At 48.1% G+C, this 18273-nt stretch carries 32 protein-coding genes, 1 tRNA gene and 1 pseudogene; 21 read left to right on the top strand and 13 right to left on the bottom strand.

The features are described from left to right. Positions 1-149 precede the first annotated feature (149 nt). From K6K13_RS12190 to K6K13_RS12180, 4 genes are all read right to left on the bottom strand, one after another. On the bottom strand, positions 150-854 hold the full coding sequence (locus K6K13_RS12190) for a phage antirepressor KilAC domain-containing protein (protein ID WP_222157280.1): 705 nt from the start codon (positions 852-854) through the stop codon (positions 150-152). Between the two features lie 57 nt (positions 855-911). Further along, a complete protein-coding gene (locus tag K6K13_RS23260; RefSeq protein WP_252120268.1) occupies positions 912-1151 on the bottom strand; it encodes a hypothetical protein in 240 nt (79 codons plus the stop codon). Beyond that, complete coding sequence (locus K6K13_RS23575) at positions 1081-1647, bottom strand: BRO-N domain-containing protein (protein ID WP_350338135.1); 567 nt, start codon at positions 1645-1647, stop codon at positions 1081-1083. Before K6K13_RS23575 ends, K6K13_RS23260 begins: the two co-directional genes overlap by 71 nt. Before the next feature lie 307 nt (positions 1648-1954). After that, positions 1955-2275, bottom strand: coding sequence for a hypothetical protein (locus K6K13_RS12180; RefSeq protein WP_350338134.1), 321 nt, complete (start codon positions 2273-2275; stop codon positions 1955-1957). Between the two features lie 35 nt (positions 2276-2310). Here K6K13_RS12180 and K6K13_RS12175 point away from each other — a divergent pair, with 35 nt between their 5' ends. Continuing rightward, complete coding sequence (locus K6K13_RS12175; RefSeq protein WP_222157279.1) at positions 2311-3234, top strand: T3SS effector SopD family protein; 924 nt, start codon at positions 2311-2313, stop codon at positions 3232-3234. A 256-nt stretch (positions 3235-3490) separates the two neighbouring features. On the opposite strand, the pseudogene K6K13_RS12170 reads toward K6K13_RS12175, so the two are convergent. Further along, positions 3491-3811 (bottom strand): annotated as a pseudogene (locus K6K13_RS12170) (transposase); the annotation flags it as partial. Positions 3812-3951: 140 nt separating this feature from the next. Between K6K13_RS12170 and K6K13_RS12165 the strand changes: the two are divergent. Together K6K13_RS12165 and K6K13_RS12160 are read left to right on the top strand one after the other, a co-directional pair. Beyond that, a complete protein-coding gene (locus tag K6K13_RS12165) occupies positions 3952-4392 on the top strand; it encodes a CCDC90 family protein (protein WP_222157278.1) in 441 nt (146 codons plus the stop codon). A gap of 16 nt (positions 4393-4408) precedes the next feature. Then, positions 4409-4486, top strand: a tRNA-Gly gene (locus K6K13_RS12160). A gap of 69 nt (positions 4487-4555) precedes the next feature. Here K6K13_RS12160 and K6K13_RS12155 read toward each other — a convergent pair. The 5 genes from K6K13_RS12155 to K6K13_RS12135 form a co-directional block, all read right to left on the bottom strand. Beyond that, the gene (locus tag K6K13_RS12155; protein ID WP_222157277.1) at positions 4556-5179 is read right to left on the bottom strand and encodes a lambda exonuclease family protein; all 624 of its coding nucleotides are present in this window, start codon (positions 5177-5179) and stop codon (positions 4556-4558) included. Further along, positions 5163-5903 carry a phage recombination protein Bet gene (gene bet / locus K6K13_RS12150; RefSeq protein ID WP_222157276.1) on the bottom strand — a complete coding sequence of 247 codons (741 nt, stop codon included), beginning with the start codon at positions 5901-5903 and terminating at the stop codon, positions 5163-5165. Before bet ends, K6K13_RS12155 begins: the two co-directional genes overlap by 17 nt. Then, the gene (locus K6K13_RS12145) at positions 5900-6208 is read right to left on the bottom strand and encodes a hypothetical protein (RefSeq protein WP_222157275.1); all 309 of its coding nucleotides are present in this window, start codon (positions 6206-6208) and stop codon (positions 5900-5902) included. Before K6K13_RS12145 ends, bet begins: the two co-directional genes overlap by 4 nt. Then, entirely contained in the window at positions 6201-6389 is a 189-nt protein-coding gene (locus tag K6K13_RS12140; RefSeq protein WP_222157274.1) for a hypothetical protein, read from the bottom strand. Before K6K13_RS12140 ends, K6K13_RS12145 begins: the two co-directional genes overlap by 8 nt. Before the next feature lie 145 nt (positions 6390-6534). Then, entirely contained in the window at positions 6535-6771 is a 237-nt protein-coding gene (locus K6K13_RS12135; protein ID WP_222157273.1) for a hypothetical protein, read from the bottom strand. 171 nt (positions 6772-6942) lie between these two features. Between K6K13_RS12135 and K6K13_RS12130 the strand changes: the two genes are divergently transcribed. After that, positions 6943-7227, top strand: coding sequence for a DUF2622 domain-containing protein (locus tag K6K13_RS12130; RefSeq protein WP_222157272.1), 285 nt, complete (start codon positions 6943-6945; stop codon positions 7225-7227). Here K6K13_RS12130 and K6K13_RS12125 read toward each other — a convergent pair. After that, the gene (locus K6K13_RS12125) at positions 7204-7455 is read right to left on the bottom strand and encodes a hypothetical protein (RefSeq protein ID WP_222157271.1); all 252 of its coding nucleotides are present in this window, start codon (positions 7453-7455) and stop codon (positions 7204-7206) included. The two genes, K6K13_RS12130 and K6K13_RS12125, sit on opposite strands and share 24 nt — an antisense overlap. A gap of 48 nt (positions 7456-7503) precedes the next feature. Then, positions 7504-7857: an antitermination protein gene (locus tag K6K13_RS12120; protein WP_222157270.1), complete on the bottom strand. Its 354-nt coding sequence runs from the start codon at positions 7855-7857 to the stop codon at positions 7504-7506. Positions 7858-8131: 274 nt separating this feature from the next. Between K6K13_RS12120 and K6K13_RS12115 the strand changes: the two genes are divergently transcribed. Further along, the gene (locus K6K13_RS12115; RefSeq protein ID WP_222157269.1) at positions 8132-8581 is read left to right on the top strand and encodes an ECs1072 family phage-associated protein; all 450 of its coding nucleotides are present in this window, start codon (positions 8132-8134) and stop codon (positions 8579-8581) included. A 483-nt stretch (positions 8582-9064) separates the two neighbouring features. On the opposite strand, the gene K6K13_RS12110 is transcribed toward K6K13_RS12115, so the two are convergent. Beyond that, entirely contained in the window at positions 9065-9592 is a 528-nt protein-coding gene (locus K6K13_RS12110; protein ID WP_252120267.1) for a helix-turn-helix domain-containing protein, read from the bottom strand. On the opposite strand from K6K13_RS12110, the gene K6K13_RS23750 reads away from it, so the two are divergent. From K6K13_RS23750 to K6K13_RS12030, 16 genes are all read left to right on the top strand, one after another. Beyond that, positions 9569-9823: a transcriptional regulator gene (locus K6K13_RS23750; RefSeq protein WP_434064572.1), complete on the top strand. Its 255-nt coding sequence runs from the start codon at positions 9569-9571 to the stop codon at positions 9821-9823. The two genes, K6K13_RS12110 and K6K13_RS23750, sit on opposite strands and share 24 nt — an antisense overlap. Before the next feature lie 199 nt (positions 9824-10022). Continuing rightward, positions 10023-10301 carry a CII family transcriptional regulator gene (locus tag K6K13_RS12100; protein ID WP_222157266.1) on the top strand — a complete coding sequence of 93 codons (279 nt, stop codon included), beginning with the start codon at positions 10023-10025 and terminating at the stop codon, positions 10299-10301. 34 nt (positions 10302-10335) lie between these two features. Beyond that, the gene (locus K6K13_RS12095) at positions 10336-10500 is read left to right on the top strand and encodes a hypothetical protein (protein WP_222157265.1); all 165 of its coding nucleotides are present in this window, start codon (positions 10336-10338) and stop codon (positions 10498-10500) included. Beyond that, on the top strand, positions 10487-11299 hold the full coding sequence (locus K6K13_RS12090; protein WP_222157264.1) for a replication protein: 813 nt from the start codon (positions 10487-10489) through the stop codon (positions 11297-11299). The genes K6K13_RS12095 and K6K13_RS12090 overlap by 14 nt, the downstream gene beginning before the upstream one ends. Continuing rightward, the gene (locus K6K13_RS12085; RefSeq protein ID WP_222157263.1) at positions 11296-12672 is read left to right on the top strand and encodes a replicative DNA helicase; all 1377 of its coding nucleotides are present in this window, start codon (positions 11296-11298) and stop codon (positions 12670-12672) included. The genes K6K13_RS12090 and K6K13_RS12085 overlap by 4 nt, the downstream gene beginning before the upstream one ends. Positions 12673-12843: 171 nt before the next feature. Then, entirely contained in the window at positions 12844-13281 is a 438-nt protein-coding gene (locus K6K13_RS12080; RefSeq protein WP_222157262.1) for a recombination protein NinB, read from the top strand. After that, positions 13278-13793 (top strand): phage N-6-adenine-methyltransferase, encoded by a 516-nt coding sequence (locus K6K13_RS12075; RefSeq protein WP_222157261.1) that lies wholly within the window; start codon positions 13278-13280, stop codon positions 13791-13793. Before K6K13_RS12080 ends, K6K13_RS12075 begins: the two co-directional genes overlap by 4 nt. Positions 13794-13795: 2 nt before the next feature. After that, entirely contained in the window at positions 13796-14086 is a 291-nt protein-coding gene (locus K6K13_RS12070; RefSeq protein WP_222157260.1) for a DUF1364 domain-containing protein, read from the top strand. Continuing rightward, positions 14083-14445: a RusA family crossover junction endodeoxyribonuclease gene (locus K6K13_RS12065; RefSeq protein WP_222157259.1), complete on the top strand. Its 363-nt coding sequence runs from the start codon at positions 14083-14085 to the stop codon at positions 14443-14445. The genes K6K13_RS12070 and K6K13_RS12065 overlap by 4 nt, the downstream gene beginning before the upstream one ends. Next, a complete protein-coding gene (locus K6K13_RS12060) occupies positions 14442-14600 on the top strand; it encodes a helix-turn-helix domain-containing protein (RefSeq protein ID WP_222157258.1) in 159 nt (52 codons plus the stop codon). Before K6K13_RS12065 ends, K6K13_RS12060 begins: the two co-directional genes overlap by 4 nt. Then, positions 14597-14935, top strand: a complete 339-nt coding sequence (locus K6K13_RS23570; RefSeq protein ID WP_222157257.1) for an antiterminator Q family protein — start codon at positions 14597-14599, stop codon at positions 14933-14935. Before K6K13_RS12060 ends, K6K13_RS23570 begins: the two co-directional genes overlap by 4 nt. Positions 14936-15180: 245 nt before the next feature. Continuing rightward, positions 15181-15795 carry an ORF6N domain-containing protein gene (locus tag K6K13_RS12050; protein ID WP_222157256.1) on the top strand — a complete coding sequence of 205 codons (615 nt, stop codon included), beginning with the start codon at positions 15181-15183 and terminating at the stop codon, positions 15793-15795. Between the two features lie 182 nt (positions 15796-15977). After that, entirely contained in the window at positions 15978-16670 is a 693-nt protein-coding gene (locus tag K6K13_RS12045; RefSeq protein ID WP_222157255.1) for a hypothetical protein, read from the top strand. A gap of 131 nt (positions 16671-16801) precedes the next feature. Next, positions 16802-17056 carry an HP1 family phage holin gene (locus K6K13_RS12040; protein ID WP_222157254.1) on the top strand — a complete coding sequence of 85 codons (255 nt, stop codon included), beginning with the start codon at positions 16802-16804 and terminating at the stop codon, positions 17054-17056. After that, a complete protein-coding gene (locus K6K13_RS12035; RefSeq protein WP_222157253.1) occupies positions 17056-17583 on the top strand; it encodes a lysozyme in 528 nt (175 codons plus the stop codon). The genes K6K13_RS12040 and K6K13_RS12035 overlap by 1 nt, the downstream gene beginning before the upstream one ends. Then, positions 17580-18119, top strand: coding sequence for a DUF2570 family protein (locus tag K6K13_RS12030; RefSeq protein WP_222157252.1), 540 nt, complete (start codon positions 17580-17582; stop codon positions 18117-18119). The genes K6K13_RS12035 and K6K13_RS12030 overlap by 4 nt, the downstream gene beginning before the upstream one ends. The last annotated feature ends 154 nt before the right edge of the window (positions 18120-18273 follow it).

Genomic DNA, 18273 nt, shown 5'->3' with positions numbered 1-18273 from the left:
ATTCAGGCGAAAAAAAACCGCTCGTAGCGGCTGGAAATGGTTAAAATATGTTCAGAAATTAAATTTTGCATGAGTAAAGTCCTCGTTAGTAAAAACGATGAAGAAAATGTAACCCCGGTGTATTACCGGGGCGGTGAAAGGACATTTGATTACGCCGGTTCGAGGCAGAACGCTTGGGACAGCTTCGCCAGTCCCTTCGGTGTCACCAGCACCTGCTCGCGGATTTTGTCGGTGCCGTCGTCGCAGGGGATAAGTGAGATTTTATGCTCGAGGTAGCCGGACTGGATTTTGCTCTGGTAGGCTATCCAGTTCTTGACACCGATACGGCGATAAATCCAGCCACGCTCACGGAGAAAGGCGAACAGGTCTTTGGGGCGTACCTGCAACTCCTTGGCGGCGTTGGTGATGCATATGCCGCCGTCAGATTTTGCGATGCGGTGCAGGGCTTTCACGTCTGGGGCCATCTCCTCAACTTTGCTTTCAAGAGCGATAACCTTTTCGGTGTAGGTAAGCAGAATACCGCGCATGGCTGCCGGGTCGTTGAGCATCTGAATGGGGTCTGCGGGGATGGCTAACTGTTTTTCCAGTTCACGCCAGCGCTTGGCGACTTTATGGCGAAGTTCGATGCTGTACCCCATGACAAGCGTCATCGTTAAGTCCTGGTCAAGCAAAAACTCCTGATAGGTGCGTCCTTTGCTGTCTTTGTAATCAGCCGAAAAGTCGGCCGATTGAATATTGAGCGCCTCGAACATTTTGCGGCAGTCTTCCAGCACATGTTTATGCTGCTTTTCGGTCAGTTCGGCGATTTCACGGCTGGACATGGTTAATGTTTGTGCAATGGTTAAATTTTGCATGAGTAAACCTCTCACAAGTCAATGTGATTAATGGAATCCCGGGGCGGAATTACTGGATTAGTGGCGCTGAAGGAACTGGCTAACGTTCGCCTGTTGCCATTTTTCGAGTGCGTGGGTCATGACGCCGTAATGCTGCTGCGTGCTCTCTTCAAGCATGTGCTGCATCTCGCCCAGTACGATAGCTTCATCTTCACGGTGACGCAGAACACGGCGTAGCGTCTGCTTCTCAGCGTCGAAGATGGCACCCTTGAGCGTGTTGGTAATGCTGTAGATACGGCGGCACTCTTCTGCCAGCACGGATTTCGAAGTGCTGAGGGGAGGGTACGCCGGTTACACGGCGCAGGGCATACCAGATGGCCTGTGTCCATGCACGGTCAAAGTGAAAGCCGTTGCTCATGCTCCAGACCAGATGAGTCAGGCAACGGGTATCATCGTCGCTGAACAGTTCGGCGGCCTGGGGTTTGTATTGTGGGATATTGGTTTCTCTGTCGAGAAGATCCAGCACCCATTTGCGAAACTCTTTGGCAACAGGGGTACGGGAAAACATTGCGACGAGATGTGCGCCGCGTAGAGAGAAAATGCGAGTCTTTTTGCGGTAATTCCCTGAAGTGGTCGATTCGACCACCTGAGACATGCCTGTTGCGAATTCGTCTTTGTTGCTGTTATAAAGCCCGGAAACTGCTTTGGGATCTGCATACTCGAGTGCTTTAGCAAGCTCAGCAGAGGTAAACCAGATCTGCCCGTTGTGGGATATGGTTTCAATAACGGTATTGCGGAACATTAAGGTTGTCATAGTAATGATTTCCTTGTTAGTTAAGGAACATCACCACCTAGAGGTTTCGAATCTCATTTGGCGGTGAGCTGAACAGGGTTCGAAACTACCGGCTAACAAGGACCCGGCGAGCCTTGCGGCTCCCCCATCCAGCCCACCATTATTCTGATATGGCAGACTGACGCATAAAAAAACACGCTGTAGGCGTGTTATGCGCCTTGTTAGTTATCCGGGGTTTCGAATCCCGGCACCTGAATTTGCAGATGCAGAGTGACTATAGCGCATGGGTTATCCTTGCGTCAATGGGGCGGTGGGTTTCGGTTTATGGCTATACGAGTCCGCTGTTTGCCGCCTCCAACTCCGCAAGCAGGATGTCATTGAACTTTTCCAGTGCCTTATCGTTGTAGCGGAAAGCCTCAACCTGCTTGTCGCTGTAGCGTGACTTGTCCAGATAGTACTCGCCGTATTCCTCCGTCTTCATGTTGTTATCGTTGGCGATACGGCCAATCTTGTTTGCCGAGACATTGAAAATCTTGCCGATTTGCGTAGCGGTATAGTGCTTTTCCTCCAGCACAGGTACTGGAATCACTTCATGTCCAGCGATCGGGTTGATCAGTCCGGCGAATATGTGATAAATATCTATTGTCAACAAATTTGAGTCGCAAACAGAAAAGGATCGATATTATGTCACTTTCTATTCAAGGTAATTCACTATTCGCATTCAATAGAACGTTTAGTGATGAAAATATCCAGCGCGCTATTAATAGTTCATCAAAAGATGAAGCCATACATGTTGGAATATGGGAAAAAATTAAAGATTGGTTTTGTGGAACCAACACAAGTGAAGCGCTGGAAAAAATTTATGAGTTAACTCATAATAATGATGAGCTTGATACTGAATCTATCTTGAAAAAAGTGACTGCTTTTTATCAACTTAAGGAAATGGCATATCCGGCTTATCAAGATAGATTTCAGGCATTTATTACTCAAAACAACGAAGATGGTACATATACTTTTTCTTTTTCTATTAAAAATGTTATGGATGAGCGAGAATTAGTTTATGGGAGCACTGAAAAAGACGTTTGTTCTTTAAAAGAAAGAGAATTAACTAATAGTAGTGAATTATTAGACAATGACACTGTCATCCGTGCAGGTCTCGATGTAGCTTTAAATAAAGTAAAATACGATGGTAAGCAAAATAAATTAGAAGGCGTGTCTTTAGCAAATCAGGGACGAGTAAATCTGCATTTATTGGATGAAGAGGCAAAGCAAGAAATGGCTATTAATCAGCGTTTAGCCCAAAAATGGATTTCATTACAAATGAAATGTTTTGATTATTATGTCCAGCAGCGCTCTTCGCTAGATTCTATTGATGGCATGGATATCACAAAAACAATAGGAACAGAAAATGAGTGGATTTATCATTTTGCTCAATCAATTAACGAAATAAGAAGAAATACACAAGAAAGTCTCGCTAAAGAAATTAATAATGAAATTAATGAATTAAATAGATCGCAAATTTATTCTCATCCTAGTGAATTAGATGATGAACCTATATATGCAGAGCTATATAATCAAAGCAATAAATCTATTTATGATAATATTTAATTTAACTCATCAGAAATTCCATCTAGTAAATATTATAAAGGTCCAATAAATGGTGGCATTTACGCAAAAATAGATAAAAAGAGTGTTGGTAAATCAGAATTACTCAAAGAAATAGATAATTTTATATTAGAGAATAGTGAAAACTATCCATATGCATATAAGCATGTGAGAAAATACGCGTAAATTTTAAATGATATGTGGGCTTTGTTGAATAAATCAGAGTTAGCGGCCAGGATGTTTCCCGCAGGGTCTACCGTTATGCGATGCGGATGCTGTCCGGTATACCCAACAGCGTCATCCGGTTCAGCGCTTTGACCATCGCCATCGCTTCACCCACCTGCGCGTCATAGTCCCGCAGGCTCAGGTGGCCACCCAGCAACGTTTTGATGCGGAACATCGCCGTTTCTGCCACGGAACGGCGGTGATAGTCCACTTTCTTCTTCCACTCGTCATTGCTGCCGCTCAGATGCTGATTCGCCACCGCATGGTTACGTTCATGGTACTTGTCCGGCCACTATTGCGCCCCGCTTCGCGGTGGGATAAGGGGCCTGATTTTCTTTCTCAGCAACGCATCGTGGTATTTTCAATGACAACTAATTTAGACATAATAATTTCTCCATAATTAAACGGATGTGGTTATCAGAGTGCTAACGGGTAAAATTTTGCAGATTGGCGGTCAGATCGCTTACACTTGGCTTAACACAGGAGGATTTCCCCATGGGCCAAGTCGCATTTGATACATTGCAGGCGTCAGAAGAGCTTCAAACCGCCGGGCTAACCAGTGAGCAGGCCAAGGCCATTTCGCTCGTTGTGCGTAAGTCTCACGAGGTAGCTGATGTGGCTACAAAGGCTGATATTGCCGAGGTAAAGCGCGATATAGCCGACGTTCGCAAGGATATTGACGCTCGCTTCGAGAAGAACGAAGCTCAGATGCAGGCTCGCTTCGAGAAAACTGAGGCGCAGATAGCCGATGTGCGTAAGGATATGGCTCATCGCTTCGAGAAGACCGAGGCGCAGATATCTTTAGTCCGCAAGGATTTACAGCTTGAGATGGCGGGTATCCGCTCAGAGCAGAAGTTAATGCGCTGGATGCTGAGTGCTGGAATCTTGGGTATTATCTCTCTGGTTGTGAAAGCTTTTCTCGTTACGGCCCTTTAATCAATTCTGCCACCCTGGGTCGGTAGCTTAATGTGGAAGAGCGTACGTGTTCCCCAACCGTAAGATGCGGGTTCGATCCCTGCTCGACCCTCCAGCTTTCAGCAACTCCGCTCCCGCGTCAGGCTGAACTCATCTGTATAGCCGCCCGACGACGTGCAGGTACTCATGCCGCCACCTTGGATAAGTTTCTAATAACCTCAAGTTCTCTTTCAAGCTCAGCCAGAAACTGCCTTAACGCCTCCCCTATTTCAGCAACCAGCTTATCCTCCTGATGAATTCTCAACTGGTAATAGGCAAGGTCTGGCGGTAGCCTGTCGTCATAGCTGACAAGATCACACCACTTTCGGCCCGTACACATCATTTGGGCGTGCATTTGGAGCAAGTACTGCTGTTTTGGCTTACCAGTCTTGATGGTCTCTAAATGCGTCCATGTATTGGGGCACTTGATTTCAATCAGACCATCATTTCCGACCAGTCCGTCGGGCGATGCGCCAAATCCTGCGATGTCAGGGTGAAGGATAAAGCCGACCTCGGTCACTTCTGCGTCAAACTGGTTAAGCAGGTACATCTCCCGCGCCACCGGTTCAAGTTCAGTGCCGCGCTGCATGGCGGCGTTTGAGTAACTTTCTTCCACCTTTCCAGTTAGGCGCTGGCAGATAAGCTCTGCCATGTAGTTCTGACGGCTGGCGGAATAGCCCGATTTCGTTTTCGCCATTACGTCAGACAGGCGACTGGCGGTCACGTTGCCACAACGGGCGGAAAACCATTCATCACTGCGCTGTTGCATGCTCCACCTCTCTGAATTCTGCTTCGATTGGGGCGGTGTTCTTGATGCGCTCCTTCTCTGCATTGCCGATAATCTGGCGTTCTTCCTGGGTGAGGTTCTTCCATGTCTCGGCGAAAACTTCCATGCTTAGCTGTGCCGCTTCTTCGCACCGGGCAATGAGTGCAGGGCGGCGCTCGTCTGTTTGTTCTCCAACAACAACGCTTGCCGGGCTGCTTTCGATGATCCGCTCTGCTTCGTCGCTGTCGTAAATGCCAGCAAACCCAAATGCCATGCGTGCACACTGAATGAGCGACTTGTGGCGCAGCATGCGGGTAGGGTGTGATTGCCACGGCTGGGTATTGCGCTTACACTCGCCCATGTATTCGGTGACTACCGTGGGGTGTTTGCGATCTTTGCGGTAAATCCTGCAAGTCGATGCGCCCTGGTCCTTATCGTAGCTGAATTCCATGCCATCGAATTGCGGATGTTCGTTAATGATCCGCGCCCAACCATCTACACCAACAACCGGGACAATGCCGCCCTTATCAGGGAATGCGTAAATCTCTTTCGTCCACGGGTTAAGCCCGTACTGGTTGGCAACGATAAGTAGGGCAGTAAATTGCTCGTCCGTGACGTTACCCCCCTTGAACGCCGTATTCTTAAGGGTATTCATCAAGTCCGTACCTGGCTGCATACCGAGACGCTCAGCCAGCTTCCCAGCCATTGTTGTTAATGCCGTGCTCATGCTGCATCCTCCGTGCTGTTCTGCCTGTCATAAATCCAAAATGCCCGCTCAACCTTTACACGGTGGAAAATGGCGTCAAAAATACGTTCACCCTCTGCTTGCTGATAATCAACATCGCTATCTTCCATGTACTCACAGGCTTGCTCGGTGTAAGCGTCGGGCCAGTGCCTTCTGAGCGAGTCACGAAACCTTTCGATAGACTTCTCCGCCAATTGCTCAGCCTCTGCGTAACAGTCCTCTGTTATTTCAGGCGGCATTTCTTCCATGATTTTCCGAATGGCCTTTATCTTTGATGGATTAAGCATTGGGATTTCCTTTCTGATTAACCGTTGCAATAAGCTGCTCGAATAACCGTTGCAGCCAGCTTTTGTTTTTGAAGCTCTGGCTCGTGACAATATTTGAGTAGTGATGTTCGATTGACCGAATCGGGTCAAATTGTGTTTCCGGGCGGCCAGCAATAGGCCACCCTGCAAAGGCATATTGCATGGCGTTCTCCGTTTCACTATTTGGATTGATGTATAATTTTGCCGACGAATATCGGCGCGGGTATAAAGAGGCAGTTCAGTGTTATCTATTATCAGTGTGATGTTGATTTCGGCGATAAGCGGATGATGGGAATGTTTGAAGTGTTTCAGTCATAGAGACCCGTTAATTTTTTCACCTGCTTTTTGAGCCACTGATTTTCTTCCGTCAGATAGGCAATGGTTAACTTATATCCCTTTGTTTCACTGTCATCGCCGGGGAAAATTTGAGTGTTCATCAAATAATGAGGATGATTAATATTATTACTACCGTAAGTGATAACGCCCCTTTCCCTGTGATCAGGTTGATTGAAGGTCGTGATATGAGGCTTATTAAGTTGCATCATTCAATCCTCCGTTAGCTATCAAAATATTTTCGTCAATGAGCTTTTGCATGGTGCTCTCCGTGTTAAGTGCCTGCTTTGGTGACCCTCTCAGGCGGCGAGGGTTCCTGCATTCCCCAATGCAAAGGAACCTGATAAATTGGTTATTCCACAGGCAATGTAAGGAAATCTTTCATGACGGATTACGCCGTTAGGGTTGAGCTATTCGATGCTGATAGCGATAAATACGAAAAGCTTTATGAAGGAATGAGTAAAATTGGATTCAGGAAAACAATCCAGGCAGTGGGCGGCCCGGTAAGAATGCTACCTACAGGAACCTATGTTGGATCAAGTCAATCTGGCATAGCAGATGTAAGAGTTGCAGTAAGTCGAATTGCTGATCCGATATCAAGTAAAGCTGCGGCAGTGTTTGTCTGCGAGCTTACTAACTGGGCGTCATACCTCTACACCGATTCCTGAGTCACAACCCGCCTCACCTTCTGGCGGGGCTGTTTGTCCGCCACTTTTGATGTTTCCAACTTTAGTCGGTCGGTTAAAATAACCAACCTCATTGAAATTAATAAATGCATTAATAAGGTTTGTGGTGTTTTCCAATGCTGAAACATTCCCTAACTCAACATTTACAAGGAACGGATAAAAGAATTCCCCCAACTTTGTGAGATACTCTTTCATGTCATCGTTTTGCATACTTACCTCGCTGTTACGTTAACTGACTTCCTGTGATCTGCTGCCAAGTTAATATGTCTGTCTTGCTCTGGCGGTAATGCCATACTCCGTTTTCGGTGCGCTGTACCAGATGCGATGGTTAAGGCGCTTAACCCTGTCGTACATTTCGGCGAAACGGTTAATTTGCTTCCTGAACTTGCCCAGTAAATTGAAATTAATTCGTGGCGCACGTTTGCGCTTGAAGGCCAATTCAATTCGGTTAAGCGCCTTGCGTTTTACTGGCTTCTGCCCCAATACCTTATCGATACGGGATGTCACCAGTTCACGCCGGATGGCCTCTGCCTTGCGTCTGGCATGACGGCGAATGGCGGCGTTGGTTTTGCTAACAGGATTAACGGATTTACGGTAAATGATAGTAGCCATGCTCCCCTCCAATAGATGGTTTTGGTGGTGTGGTGAGCCAGTGGTGGCCCCTGGTGTTGGCTATAATTTTTATTCAGCCCACCACACCCCAAAAACATCTGGGTAAAGGTTCGGCACGTTGTCGGTGCCTTCCGTAGAGCGCGAGGCTCGTTGTAAAAAGAGCGGTTAAAACAGAGCAGACTCATTAATCTGCTGTGGTTTAATGCCTGGTTTATTCTCCACCTCAGGCGGCAGTGGTATCTTGGGAGCTCTCACACAACCAAGAAGGTTTTCTATGACTGACTACTACAAACTTTACCTTGCATTAGAACCAGGACTCATCGACTTTTACGACGCCACTGGTTACGATTCCAGAATGGAGCCATATACACTGGAAGATTTTAAGTGTCGCACTCACATACATCATTTGCTTTTAATCGAAATGATTTTGAATAATCATAGGGATAAATATAAAAAATCAATTTTTGATCTTTCTGGTATTAAAGTTCTGCACCACATGGTTTTCTTAAAAACCAATTGGAAACCAGAAGAAATAAGATCTACTTCAATTCATGACCTGCTTTTTGTTCTTCAGGAAGAAGTGAATGCTGAAGACCTTCCGGAAGAGGAGCGCAAGTATCTAAAAATGATTTTAAACTATGACAATCCGCCAAAAATTGACTTAGCGAGTTACGCTGGTTGGTCGATAGGTGAAGGCGATCGGTATTTAAGGTCTGATCAGTAACAGCCTCAGCTTCTTTTATGCGCATCTTCAGTGAATAAATCCCCCAGAATACGCCGCGAATGGCTGAATACTGAGATTCAGCTATTCCGAGTTGAGCGCGGTACTTATCTTTCAATTCTTTAAGCAATAAGCTCGTACTGTACATACTACCGGCTGAAAGCACTGTACTGATTGAGTCTTTATCAAAGCGCCGGGTCTCGAGGGCGCCATTTGTATTTGTTACCATCTTCCATCTCCTCTCTCGTTAGCTATCCCAACCGCCGTCATGTTCGTGTGCCTCGGGCTGGCTACTTACGCTCAGGCAATCGGCGGGTAACTCGAGGTCTTGCCTGCCGGGGTATTGCCGTTGCGGGTTGGTATTCTTGATTTAATAATACAAGTAAAAATAGAAAATGGCAAGAAATTATCTCACCTTGCTTGCATTATTCAGTTTTAGGATACAAAAAAACCGGCAAAAGCCGGTTAGGTGGGAACCTTTGCTTACTATACTCTCTTGTTTTTCAAAGCAATAAGCTCGTTAAGCAATCGATCGTATTCTTTTACTTTTTCTTCAAACAAGTGAATCATTTTCCCCTTCTCTGATTCAGGCATTTGATCAAATAGCTCAATAAGTCTTCTTTGTTGTTGGTTAAGATCAGTGCTCTCATTCTTTGAGGCAGGTTTATCTGCTGATTCTTGCTCTTCTGATGATTCTATAAAAAACCAATGTTCAGGTTTACCAGTTGTCTCTGCCAGTTTTGTTAGATTCTTCCCATTTGGCTTCGTGGCACCGGCTGCCCATTGTTGAACAGCTTGCACAGATAATCCCATCCTTCTCGCAAGCTCAGATCTGTTCCAGCCCTTCTCATATAAGACTTGAGTTATCTTTTGGGCTGAAGTTTTGTAAATTGAATGTTCTTTCATAAGCACATTATACAAGTATTCCTTGATTCCAGCACTGCAAAAATATTTTGCTTTTTTCTTTTTATTCTTGTATTTTGCTAGTTGATGAGGCTGGAGGTTTACATGCAAAACATAGCAAAAAAAAGAATTACTGGGTTAGCTAACCAAACAACTATAGCGAAGTTAGTTGGAGTTAGGCCGCAAGCTATAAGTCTGTGGCTAAAGAATGGGGTTCCGCCTAAAAAAGTGATCAGATTATGTGGCGCGTTGGAGTGGCAGGTAACACCTCACGAATTGCGTCCAGATATTTACCCGAACCCGACGGATGCGCTTCCTGCTCACAGGGAACACGCAGCCTAACCAGCAGTACCCGCTCTTCACAACGGACAGTCGTCCTACGGAAGCCACCGACAACGTGGCGAACGCAACATCCCACAGTAACAAACTCACTGTGACTGCCTCACGGCTTCGTCACGTCTGTTGATCACCAAAACACAGGTGCCGTGTATTTACATGCGCATTTGATTACTTATTTATTTCTAGAAGGAGATTATCACAAATGAAACGTGCAACACAAAGCAAGAAAGCTGCTCATATCGAGTCGGCGCTACTCAACAAGTTAGCCCTGATGGGACAGAAAGCTTTTGCCGCCGCCATGAACGTACCGGAATACCAGGTCAGTCGCTGGAAGAACGGTCTGTTTCGCCAGGTCAGCCTGATGTTAGCCGTGCTGAACTACGGTATTGCCGATGATGAAATGGCTGAGTTAGCCAAACGGCTGGCGGGGTATCTAACCAAAGAAAAAGCCGGTCAGTGGGGAAGCACTTCTCCGGCTTAGAAACGCAAATAACTCATTAATTTCAGGAGGAATTATGGCACGAAATAGCCGGAATTTCAAGCAGAAAGAGGAGCGTGTGCATCCCGATCCACCTGACGGATTAGTTGTCGCTGCCGTTAATAACAGGCCGTTCGCTGAGCGGCTTATCGATGTTTTCAGACTGGCTAAATCGAGGGTGAAAAAAGATGATCGCACCTAACCTAAAACTGGTTTATTCCTCACAAGACGTTACGGAGCATCGCGTGGCGCAGCTAGAAGATGGTTTCTTGCGCCTGGCTAATGATCTTCTCGATGCAACAATGTGTTCAGGGCTGCCAGAGACTGAACTCTGCATCGTTATGGCCGTCTGGCGCAAAACATACGGGTACAGTAAAAAACTGGATTGGATAAGCAACGAGCAGCTAGAGGAGATGATCGACAAGCATCACACCCATTGTTCAACAGCTAAAAACAATCTTGTCAGGAGGAAAGTTTTACTGCAAGAAGGCCGAAAAATAGGTATGAACACCAACATTTCTGAGTGGGAAACTAAAAATAACGGATTCTGCAAAACATTAGCTAAACCTGCTAAGAAAAGTTTAGCAGAAGTTGCTAACAGACCTTTGCAGAAGTTGCTAACCACAAAAGACAATATACAAAAAACAATAAATACAAATACCCCCTTACCCCCTACGGGTGAAAGTGCGAAGGGTGAAAAACCCTCTAAACGAAAATCAGACCCAATCAAATACGACGACTACCTGAACGCCTACAACGAAGCTGTGGGTGACAGGCTGCCTCACGCTGTTGAAGCCAATGACGAGCGAAAACGGAAACTAGCCGCTCTGGTTAAATCTCTGGCTACGCCAAACCTAGACGGATTCAAGTCATACGTCCGGGCGTTTATGGCCGCTGCCAGGCCGTTCCACTTTGGCGACAATGACCGGGGCTGGGTGGCTAATTTTGATTACCTGCTTCAGCGCAAGACGCTGACGAAAATCAGGGAGGGCACGCTATGAGACAGGATATCGAGGCCAGTGTTATTGGTGGTTTGCTGATAGGTGGGTTAACGCCAACAGCTTCTGACGTTCTGGCAACGCTGGATGCGGAAACATTCGCGATCCCGATTTACAAACGAGCCTATGAGGTTATCCGCAAACAGGCCCGCACACGAAACATGATTGATTCTCTGATGGTTGCAGAAGAGTGCGGAGACGAACATTTTGCTGACATCATGGAAACGGCGCGTAGCTGCCCCAGCGCAGCAAACTTGCGTGGCTATGCCGATGTGGTTACTGAAATGTACCAGCGCCGGATGTTCGTTTCGGCTGTTGACGAGATGCGCGGGACAATCGGAAATTCATCGATTGCAGTGGCTACCGTGGCAATGGACGAGCTTATCGACCGACTGTCAGGCATTCGAAAGCCGAAGCAGGAAGTGAAACCGGTTCGCCTTGGAGACATCATCTCCGAATACACCAACACGTTAGAGCGCCGCCTGAAAAACGGGGAAGAGTCCGACACGCTGAAAACAGGGATTGACGACTTGGACGCGATCACCGGTGGGATGAACGCTGAGGATTTAGTGATCGTCGCCGCCCGGCCCGGCATGGGGAAAACGGAACTGGCGCTTAAGGTTGCCGAAGGCGTTGCAAACCGGAAGTTACCTGGGGAGAACCAGCGGAGGGGCGTTCTGATTTTCAGCATGGAAATGAGTTCTCTACAGGTCGTTGAGCGTTCGATAGCCGGGGCAGGGCGGATGTCGGTAAGTCTGCTGCGTAACCCTTCAAACCTTGACGATGAGGGATGGGCTAGGATTGTTGACGGGATTAACCGACTGGCAGATCTTGACGTATGGGTAGTCGATGCTTGCCGCCTGACGGTGGAGGAAATCGTAGCCATTGCCAAGCGGCACAAGCAGGAGCACCCGGCGCTATCGTTAATCATGGCAGACTATCTCGGGCTGATCGCCAAACCGAAAGCGGAGCGTAACGACCTTGCCATAGCCCATATCTCATGGAGCCTAAAGGCAATGGCCAAGACGCTGCGAACGCCAGTGATCGCGCTTAGTCAGCTATCACGAGACGTTGAGAAGCGACCTAACAAGCGCCCGACCAACGCCGATTTGCGTGACTCTGGCAGCATTGAACAGGATGCCGACTCAATCATCATGCTCTACCGCGACGCGGTGTATAACGAGAATTCACCCGCCGCTCCATTCGCAGAAATCATCGTCACAAAAAACCGATTCGGCTCACTTGGCACAGTCTACCAACGATTCGTTAATGGTCATTTCATTGAGTGCGACCAAGACGAAGCGCGGGAGAAGTGCACGACAAGGCAGCAGACAGAAACCAGGGTGCGCAGGTACGCAAAAGGCGCTGACGTCTAGGCAAACAAAAAGGAGGAGTGATGAAAAGGGATACACGGAAAGCCGCTGAAAGAAGTCATGGGATTTTAAAGCGAGGGAAATAGGAATGACAGCATATCTAACAGAATTCATCGTGGGGCTGCTGGCAATGGCGGCCCTTTTTGTTTGGGTGGGTAAATTCAGAGGTGGGTGATGGATAAAACACGCTTCCTTCTGCGTGATGAACAAGTACGAGAAAACCTGAAAGCGTTTATTGATTCCCTGCCCACCGACCCACACCGCCCCCTCGAAATCACCATCAACGATGCTAAACGGACATTACCGCAGAACGACCTGTTTCATGCGTTATGCACCGATGTTTCGCGTCAGGTGGTGTGGGCAGATAAACCGCGCCCGCTGCTGGACTGGAAGGCGCTGTTTGTCTCGGGACATGCCATCGCTACCGGCAGGCCGGGGGAGGTGGTGACGGGGCTGGAGGGGGAGTTTTGCAGCATCCGCGAGAGCACGGCTCAGATGGGCGTAAAGCGCATGAACAGTTTGATTGAGTACGCCCAGGCCTGGTCGGTCGGCAACGGCGTCAGGCTGCGCGAGGTGCGTTATTCAGGGGATTATTTTGGGAGAGTCGGATGACACTAAAATCACACACCAGACCAGAGCACAAGGACACATGGCGAACACCACCCGAGGTCTTCCAGGCGCTGGATGCGGAGTTTGGCTTCTACCTTGATGCTGCCGCTGACCACGACAATACCCTGTGCCGTCTGTATCTGACGCCAGAGGATGATGCCCTTGCCTGTGACTGGGGCAGCAGGGGAGCCATCTTCTGCAATCCCCCGTACAGCAATATCCGCCCTTGGGTTGATAAAGCTGCTGAGCAGAGCCGCAAGCAGAATAAAACGGTCGTTATGCTGCTGCCTGCTGATACCTCGACGGCATGGTTCGCACAGGCGCAGAAAACGGTTGATGAGGTGCGCTTCATCACCGAGGGCCGATTGTCATTTATCAGCGCTGAAACGAGCAAAAAAGGCAAGGCGGGTAACAGCAAGGGCAGCGTGTTGTTCATCTGGCGACCGTGGCGCACCACACCAAAGGGGATGACCACGGTAAGCAGGCAGGCGCTGATTAACCGGATGTGGGGGTAGATATGGCGGATCTTAGGAAAGAGGCCAGAGGCCGAGAGTGTCAGGTGAGGCTTTCGGGTATCTGTAACGGCAACGCTGAAACTGTAGTGCTGGCCCATTACCGAATGTCCGGCATTTGCGGCACCGGCATGAAGCCTGACAACCTTTTTGGCGCATGGGCCTGTTCTGCCTGTCACGATGAAATCGACCGCCGCACGCGTATCACCGATGCCGACTATGCCCGACTGCATCATCTGGAAGGCGTTATTCGCACACAGGCGATTTTACTGGCAGAGGGGAAGATTAAGCGATGACCGAATATCACCTGAAGCTGCCGTGGCCGCCAAGCCTAAACACCTACTGGCGACACGCACGACATCGGCACTACATCAGCGAGAAAGGCAAAGCATACCGACAAAGCATCATCCAGATAATTCAACAGCAACACCTCGACATCAACACTCCCGCAAGACTGAAAATTTCCATCATCGCCAACGTTCCAGACAAACGACACCGTGACCTCGACAACCTGCAAAAAGCGGTTTTCGATTCGCTCACGCATGCTGGCTTCATGTTGGACGACGAGCAGATAAACGATTTCAGGGTGAGGCGCGGGCAGCAAGAGCGCGGAGGCAGTCTGGATATCGTTATCACTGAGTTGGGGGAGGCATGAGACAGCGTGTGCGACTGACGGCGGAAGATATTCCGCTTATCCGGGCGCTACTGGACTCCGGTATGCCGGTGGCGGAGGTGGCGAGGAAATTCGAGACCAGCAAGCAGCATATCTACAGCATCAGGAACGGCAAAAACTGGGGGACGGTGAAATGAGAGATATTCGATACTTGTTGACGGCATGGGGAAACTGGAGCGGCTCACGCATTGGCACCGAGTACAAGGCAGCATGGCCCCTCGTCACGGCTAGCAGTGATATCCGGCCCATGCTGCCTGATGCCGACGGAGAGACAGTTGACCGGGCGGTTGGGAGACTGAAGCACTTTGACCCGCTGGGCTACGATATCGTGGTGGCGTATTACAAAGGGAAGTTATCGTGCAGAGCGATAGGGAGGGAGTTGGGACGAAAACATGAATATGTATCTGCATATCTCTCTCGTTCTGAAGCCTACATTGCCGGTCGCGTGGCTGAACTTTTGGAGGCAGCTTGACAACGCATACGGCTATCGAGATACTGAATGTACTAGAAATTCAGTAGCGGTTAACCGCACCCGATAGCCATGCGGCTTTTTTATGCCCGTAAAACGGCGTAATCACATCCAAAGATCGGGTGGAGAGGCGTTAATAAAACACCCGAAAGGGGAATATGCCCGGAGCGGCTACTGAAGCTCTAGTTGACACCCGATCACCAATTACTAACTGGTGATTCAGACTAAAATTCAGTAGGAGGCCGATCATGGCTAACCAAATCACAGTAGAAGTACTTCCATCAATTATCCATAATCAAATTCCAGTTGTTACAACAGACTTGTTAGCCAATTTGTATTGTACTGATGTAACAAATATTAAAATGAATTTTTCGCGAAATCAGGATCGTTTTGTAGTTGGCAAGCATTATTACAAGCTGGAAGGCATTGAACTCAAAGACTTTAAGAACAAGGTAACTGAAAGTTACTTAGTCGCACCACGCACAAAGCATCTCATCTTATGGACAGAACGCGGAGCTGCAAGACACGCCAAGATGCTCGAAATCGATCAGGCATGGGAAGTGTTCGAGAAGTTGGAGGACTGTTACTTCAATCAACGTCAGCAAGACCTCTTCGATACCGATTCTGCCATCACTGTCACGATACCAAGAGAAGGGCGTTGGTTGGTCTGTTACCGAAACAGACAACATCAGATTATTAATATCGATGGTAAGGATTGTGTCGAGGGTGAATATATCCGAAAACTGCGACGCGATGCTCATTTGCTCGTTCAGACACTACAGGATTTTGGCTATCGCACGCTGGTAATGTCGGGAGATACCAGCCCTGGCAGATTAGATAGACCACTTATTAAAGAGCACTGATCAAAAGATCAGTTAAATGCTTGACTGGCCGGCCACTAGGCCACATAATACCCCCATGCTGCTGCAAAAGCGCGCAGAAAATGAAGCCTCAATTGCCTCTGGTGGTTGGGGCTTTTTACTTATTGTAAAATCTTTAAAGATCAGAATATATTCTAAAATAAATCATAACCATGGAATATATTATGATGCCTGTCGATTCGTTTAGTGTTCAAAGAAGTGAATGGCCTTCACCTCATGAGCTACCATCCAGTTTGGGACTGCCACATCGCACCTTCGCTGAGTGGGTCTATCAAGTAAAAAACAAGCCGGTGGATTTTGATAGTAAACCCAAACCCCCATGCAAGTCATCCGCCAAACTTACATTGATGGCAGTTCTTCGGAAGCTTGTTGGAGTGTTCCAACGCGAACAATCCTCACAGGTATCGTCGCAGGGGAAAAAAGCAAATAGCCAGCTGGATATCAGCAGCACTGGTTTGATGACTAAAACGCCGAATATAGCAAACCTATTTCGATATCTCGACTATTTGGCCAAAGAGAAGAATATTGGTTGTGTTGAATTGATAACGAAAGAACTTGTAGGTCAGTCATCCAGTAACTGCATTCAAATGATGAATAACCTTAAAGGGTGGTATGGGCAGCATATACTTGGCGTGCTAAATTTTGCTGTTGAACAAGTTGCTCAGGCAGAAGAGGATCCTTTAAAGCTCTCCAATGCTTCTAAATATCCTGTCCTTCTTAAGGAGTTAAGACGTGCATTGCAGGAAAAACTGGAGGGCTACGATGGGCAAATCAGCAACGGTGAAAGTATTCGTTTTCGTTACCAGCTAGCGCCTCAAGATATAGAAGCATTGTCTAACTTGGATATCAACATATAAATATTTATTGTGTATATTTGTATAATATACACAATAAACATCAAGATGCACGGCAAGGCTACGCTTCGGCGTGGCCTTTTTTTATCCCTCCTCAATCACACTGCACCATCCGAAAAATCGGAGGTGAGGCTATGACACGAATGAGCACTCTCTACAGCAGGCTTTCATACGGAAGCGGGACGGGCTTAATTGGCCTTGGCGCATCTGCCAGAGCCTATGCCCAGGCAACAAAAGACAGCGTATGGCTGCTTGCAGACAAAATGGCCGGGTTAACCCTCAGTGACTGGGCGATCATCGTCGGCATGGCCTGCACTATCGGCACTTTTGCTATCAACTGGTACTACCGCAGGAAGGAATACCAGTTGAGGGAAAAAGGCGGTGCGTGATGTCAAAAGCGAGCAAACTCAGTGCAGTAATGCTGGCGCTGATTGCGGCTGGCGCGACTGCACCCGTGATGATGGCGCAATTCCAGACTGAAAAAGAGGGTGTGCGGTCAACCGCGTATCCTGACGGCGGCGGCATATGGACGATTTGCGGTGGTGTGACGTGGGTAGACGGCAAGCCAGTCGTGAAGGGCATGAAGCTGACCGCTGAGCAGTGCGCAAAGATTGATGCCGCAGAACAGCAAAAGGCGCTCGATTGGGTAGCTAGAAACGTTAAAGTACCGCTCACTGAGATTCAAAAAGTCGGCATTGCCTCATTTTGTCCGTGGAATATCGGCCCCGGTAACTGCTTCCCATCAACGTTCTACCGCAAATTGAATGCAGGCGATCTGATTGGAGCCTGTAAAGAGATTAAGCGCTGGATTTGGGACGGTGGCAAAGATTGCCGTATCCGCTCCAACAACTGTTACGGGCAGATCGAGCGACGTGACCAGGAGTCAGAGCTTTCGTGCTGGGGGCTGGGCGTATGAGGCTATATTTCTATGCCGCTCTCGTTGTTCTTATTGCTGCGCTGTCATTCGGCGTCTACTACTACCACGATAAATACAGTGACGAGCAAGATAAAACAAAAAGGCTAGGCCAAGAGGTTGCCGGGCAAACGGCAGTCATCAGCCGTCAGGCTTTCGAGTTTAACCGCTTCAACCAGATATCCCAGCAGGCCAGCCAGTACGCCACAAACATCAAGGCTAAATCAGATGAGCGACAAATCATTATTCGGACGGTGGTCAAGAAAAACCCCGCTAGCCGCCAGTGCGTGCCTAATGTTGATGGCGTTGTTGACCGGTTGCTCGACTACACGAACGATTTACGTGCCAGCGCAATGTACACCACTACCGGCAAGCCTGACGCAACCAGTGTTAGCGCCATTGCCACCGCCTGCCGACTGACATACGCGCAGGCTGTTTACTGGATTGATCCGTTACTGACGGTGATTGACCAGGCTAATAGCCAACTAGCAGGAATCAGGAAAATCGAAGAATCCCGAAAGAATTTACCCGACAAGTAAATGCAGATTTGTTCAACCGCAAAGGCAGGTGATCATTTCTTAATGGCTGTGATTACAGCAAGTAGCTGCGCAACTCTGTGAAGAAGTGGCAAGGCTGCGTGATATAATCAATCTGTGGCTAGACCGATAACTAGACGAGACCGATATGCGTATT

Origin of the sequence: Symbiopectobacterium purcellii (genome assembly GCF_019797845.1) — a bacterium.
Lineage (GTDB): Bacteria > Pseudomonadota > Gammaproteobacteria > Enterobacterales > Enterobacteriaceae > Symbiopectobacterium > Symbiopectobacterium purcellii.
The sequence above is the reverse complement of the archived record's forward strand: the minus strand, read 5'-3'. Positions and strand labels throughout refer to the sequence as shown.

Coding starts and splice junctions, on each gene's coding strand:
- K6K13_RS12190 (WP_222157280.1), bottom strand. CDS start 854: ATGCAAAATTTAACCATTGCACAAACATTAACCATGTCCAGCCGTGAA.
- K6K13_RS23575 (WP_350338135.1), bottom strand. CDS start 1,647: ATGACAACCTTAATGTTCCGCAATACCGTTATTGAAACCATATCCCAC.
- K6K13_RS12175 (WP_222157279.1), top strand. CDS start 2,311: ATGTCACTTTCTATTCAAGGTAATTCACTATTCGCATTCAATAGAACG.
- K6K13_RS12165 (WP_222157278.1), top strand. CDS start 3,952: ATGGGCCAAGTCGCATTTGATACATTGCAGGCGTCAGAAGAGCTTCAA.
- K6K13_RS12155 (WP_222157277.1), bottom strand. CDS start 5,179: ATGCAACAGCGCAGTGATGAATGGTTTTCCGCCCGTTGTGGCAACGTG.
- bet (WP_222157276.1), bottom strand. CDS start 5,903: ATGAGCACGGCATTAACAACAATGGCTGGGAAGCTGGCTGAGCGTCTC.
- K6K13_RS12145 (WP_222157275.1), bottom strand. CDS start 6,208: ATGCTTAATCCATCAAAGATAAAGGCCATTCGGAAAATCATGGAAGAA.
- K6K13_RS12140 (WP_222157274.1), bottom strand. CDS start 6,389: ATGCAATATGCCTTTGCAGGGTGGCCTATTGCTGGCCGCCCGGAAACA.
- K6K13_RS12135 (WP_222157273.1), bottom strand. CDS start 6,771: ATGATGCAACTTAATAAGCCTCATATCACGACCTTCAATCAACCTGAT.
- K6K13_RS12130 (WP_222157272.1), top strand. CDS start 6,943: ATGACGGATTACGCCGTTAGGGTTGAGCTATTCGATGCTGATAGCGAT.
- K6K13_RS12125 (WP_222157271.1), bottom strand. CDS start 7,455: ATGCAAAACGATGACATGAAAGAGTATCTCACAAAGTTGGGGGAATTC.
- K6K13_RS12120 (WP_222157270.1), bottom strand. CDS start 7,857: ATGGCTACTATCATTTACCGTAAATCCGTTAATCCTGTTAGCAAAACC.
- K6K13_RS12115 (WP_222157269.1), top strand. CDS start 8,132: ATGACTGACTACTACAAACTTTACCTTGCATTAGAACCAGGACTCATC.
- K6K13_RS23750 (WP_434064572.1), top strand. CDS start 9,569: ATGAGGCTGGAGGTTTACATGCAAAACATAGCAAAAAAAAGAATTACT.
- K6K13_RS12100 (WP_222157266.1), top strand. CDS start 10,023: ATGAAACGTGCAACACAAAGCAAGAAAGCTGCTCATATCGAGTCGGCG.
- K6K13_RS12095 (WP_222157265.1), top strand. CDS start 10,336: ATGGCACGAAATAGCCGGAATTTCAAGCAGAAAGAGGAGCGTGTGCAT.
- K6K13_RS12090 (WP_222157264.1), top strand. CDS start 10,487: ATGATCGCACCTAACCTAAAACTGGTTTATTCCTCACAAGACGTTACG.
- K6K13_RS12085 (WP_222157263.1), top strand. CDS start 11,296: ATGAGACAGGATATCGAGGCCAGTGTTATTGGTGGTTTGCTGATAGGT.
- K6K13_RS12080 (WP_222157262.1), top strand. CDS start 12,844: ATGGATAAAACACGCTTCCTTCTGCGTGATGAACAAGTACGAGAAAAC.
- K6K13_RS12075 (WP_222157261.1), top strand. CDS start 13,278: ATGACACTAAAATCACACACCAGACCAGAGCACAAGGACACATGGCGA.
- K6K13_RS12070 (WP_222157260.1), top strand. CDS start 13,796: ATGGCGGATCTTAGGAAAGAGGCCAGAGGCCGAGAGTGTCAGGTGAGG.
- K6K13_RS12065 (WP_222157259.1), top strand. CDS start 14,083: ATGACCGAATATCACCTGAAGCTGCCGTGGCCGCCAAGCCTAAACACC.
- K6K13_RS12060 (WP_222157258.1), top strand. CDS start 14,442: ATGAGACAGCGTGTGCGACTGACGGCGGAAGATATTCCGCTTATCCGG.
- K6K13_RS23570 (WP_222157257.1), top strand. CDS start 14,597: ATGAGAGATATTCGATACTTGTTGACGGCATGGGGAAACTGGAGCGGC.
- K6K13_RS12050 (WP_222157256.1), top strand. CDS start 15,181: ATGGCTAACCAAATCACAGTAGAAGTACTTCCATCAATTATCCATAAT.
- K6K13_RS12045 (WP_222157255.1), top strand. CDS start 15,978: ATGATGCCTGTCGATTCGTTTAGTGTTCAAAGAAGTGAATGGCCTTCA.
- K6K13_RS12040 (WP_222157254.1), top strand. CDS start 16,802: ATGACACGAATGAGCACTCTCTACAGCAGGCTTTCATACGGAAGCGGG.
- K6K13_RS12035 (WP_222157253.1), top strand. CDS start 17,056: ATGTCAAAAGCGAGCAAACTCAGTGCAGTAATGCTGGCGCTGATTGCG.
- K6K13_RS12030 (WP_222157252.1), top strand. CDS start 17,580: ATGAGGCTATATTTCTATGCCGCTCTCGTTGTTCTTATTGCTGCGCTG.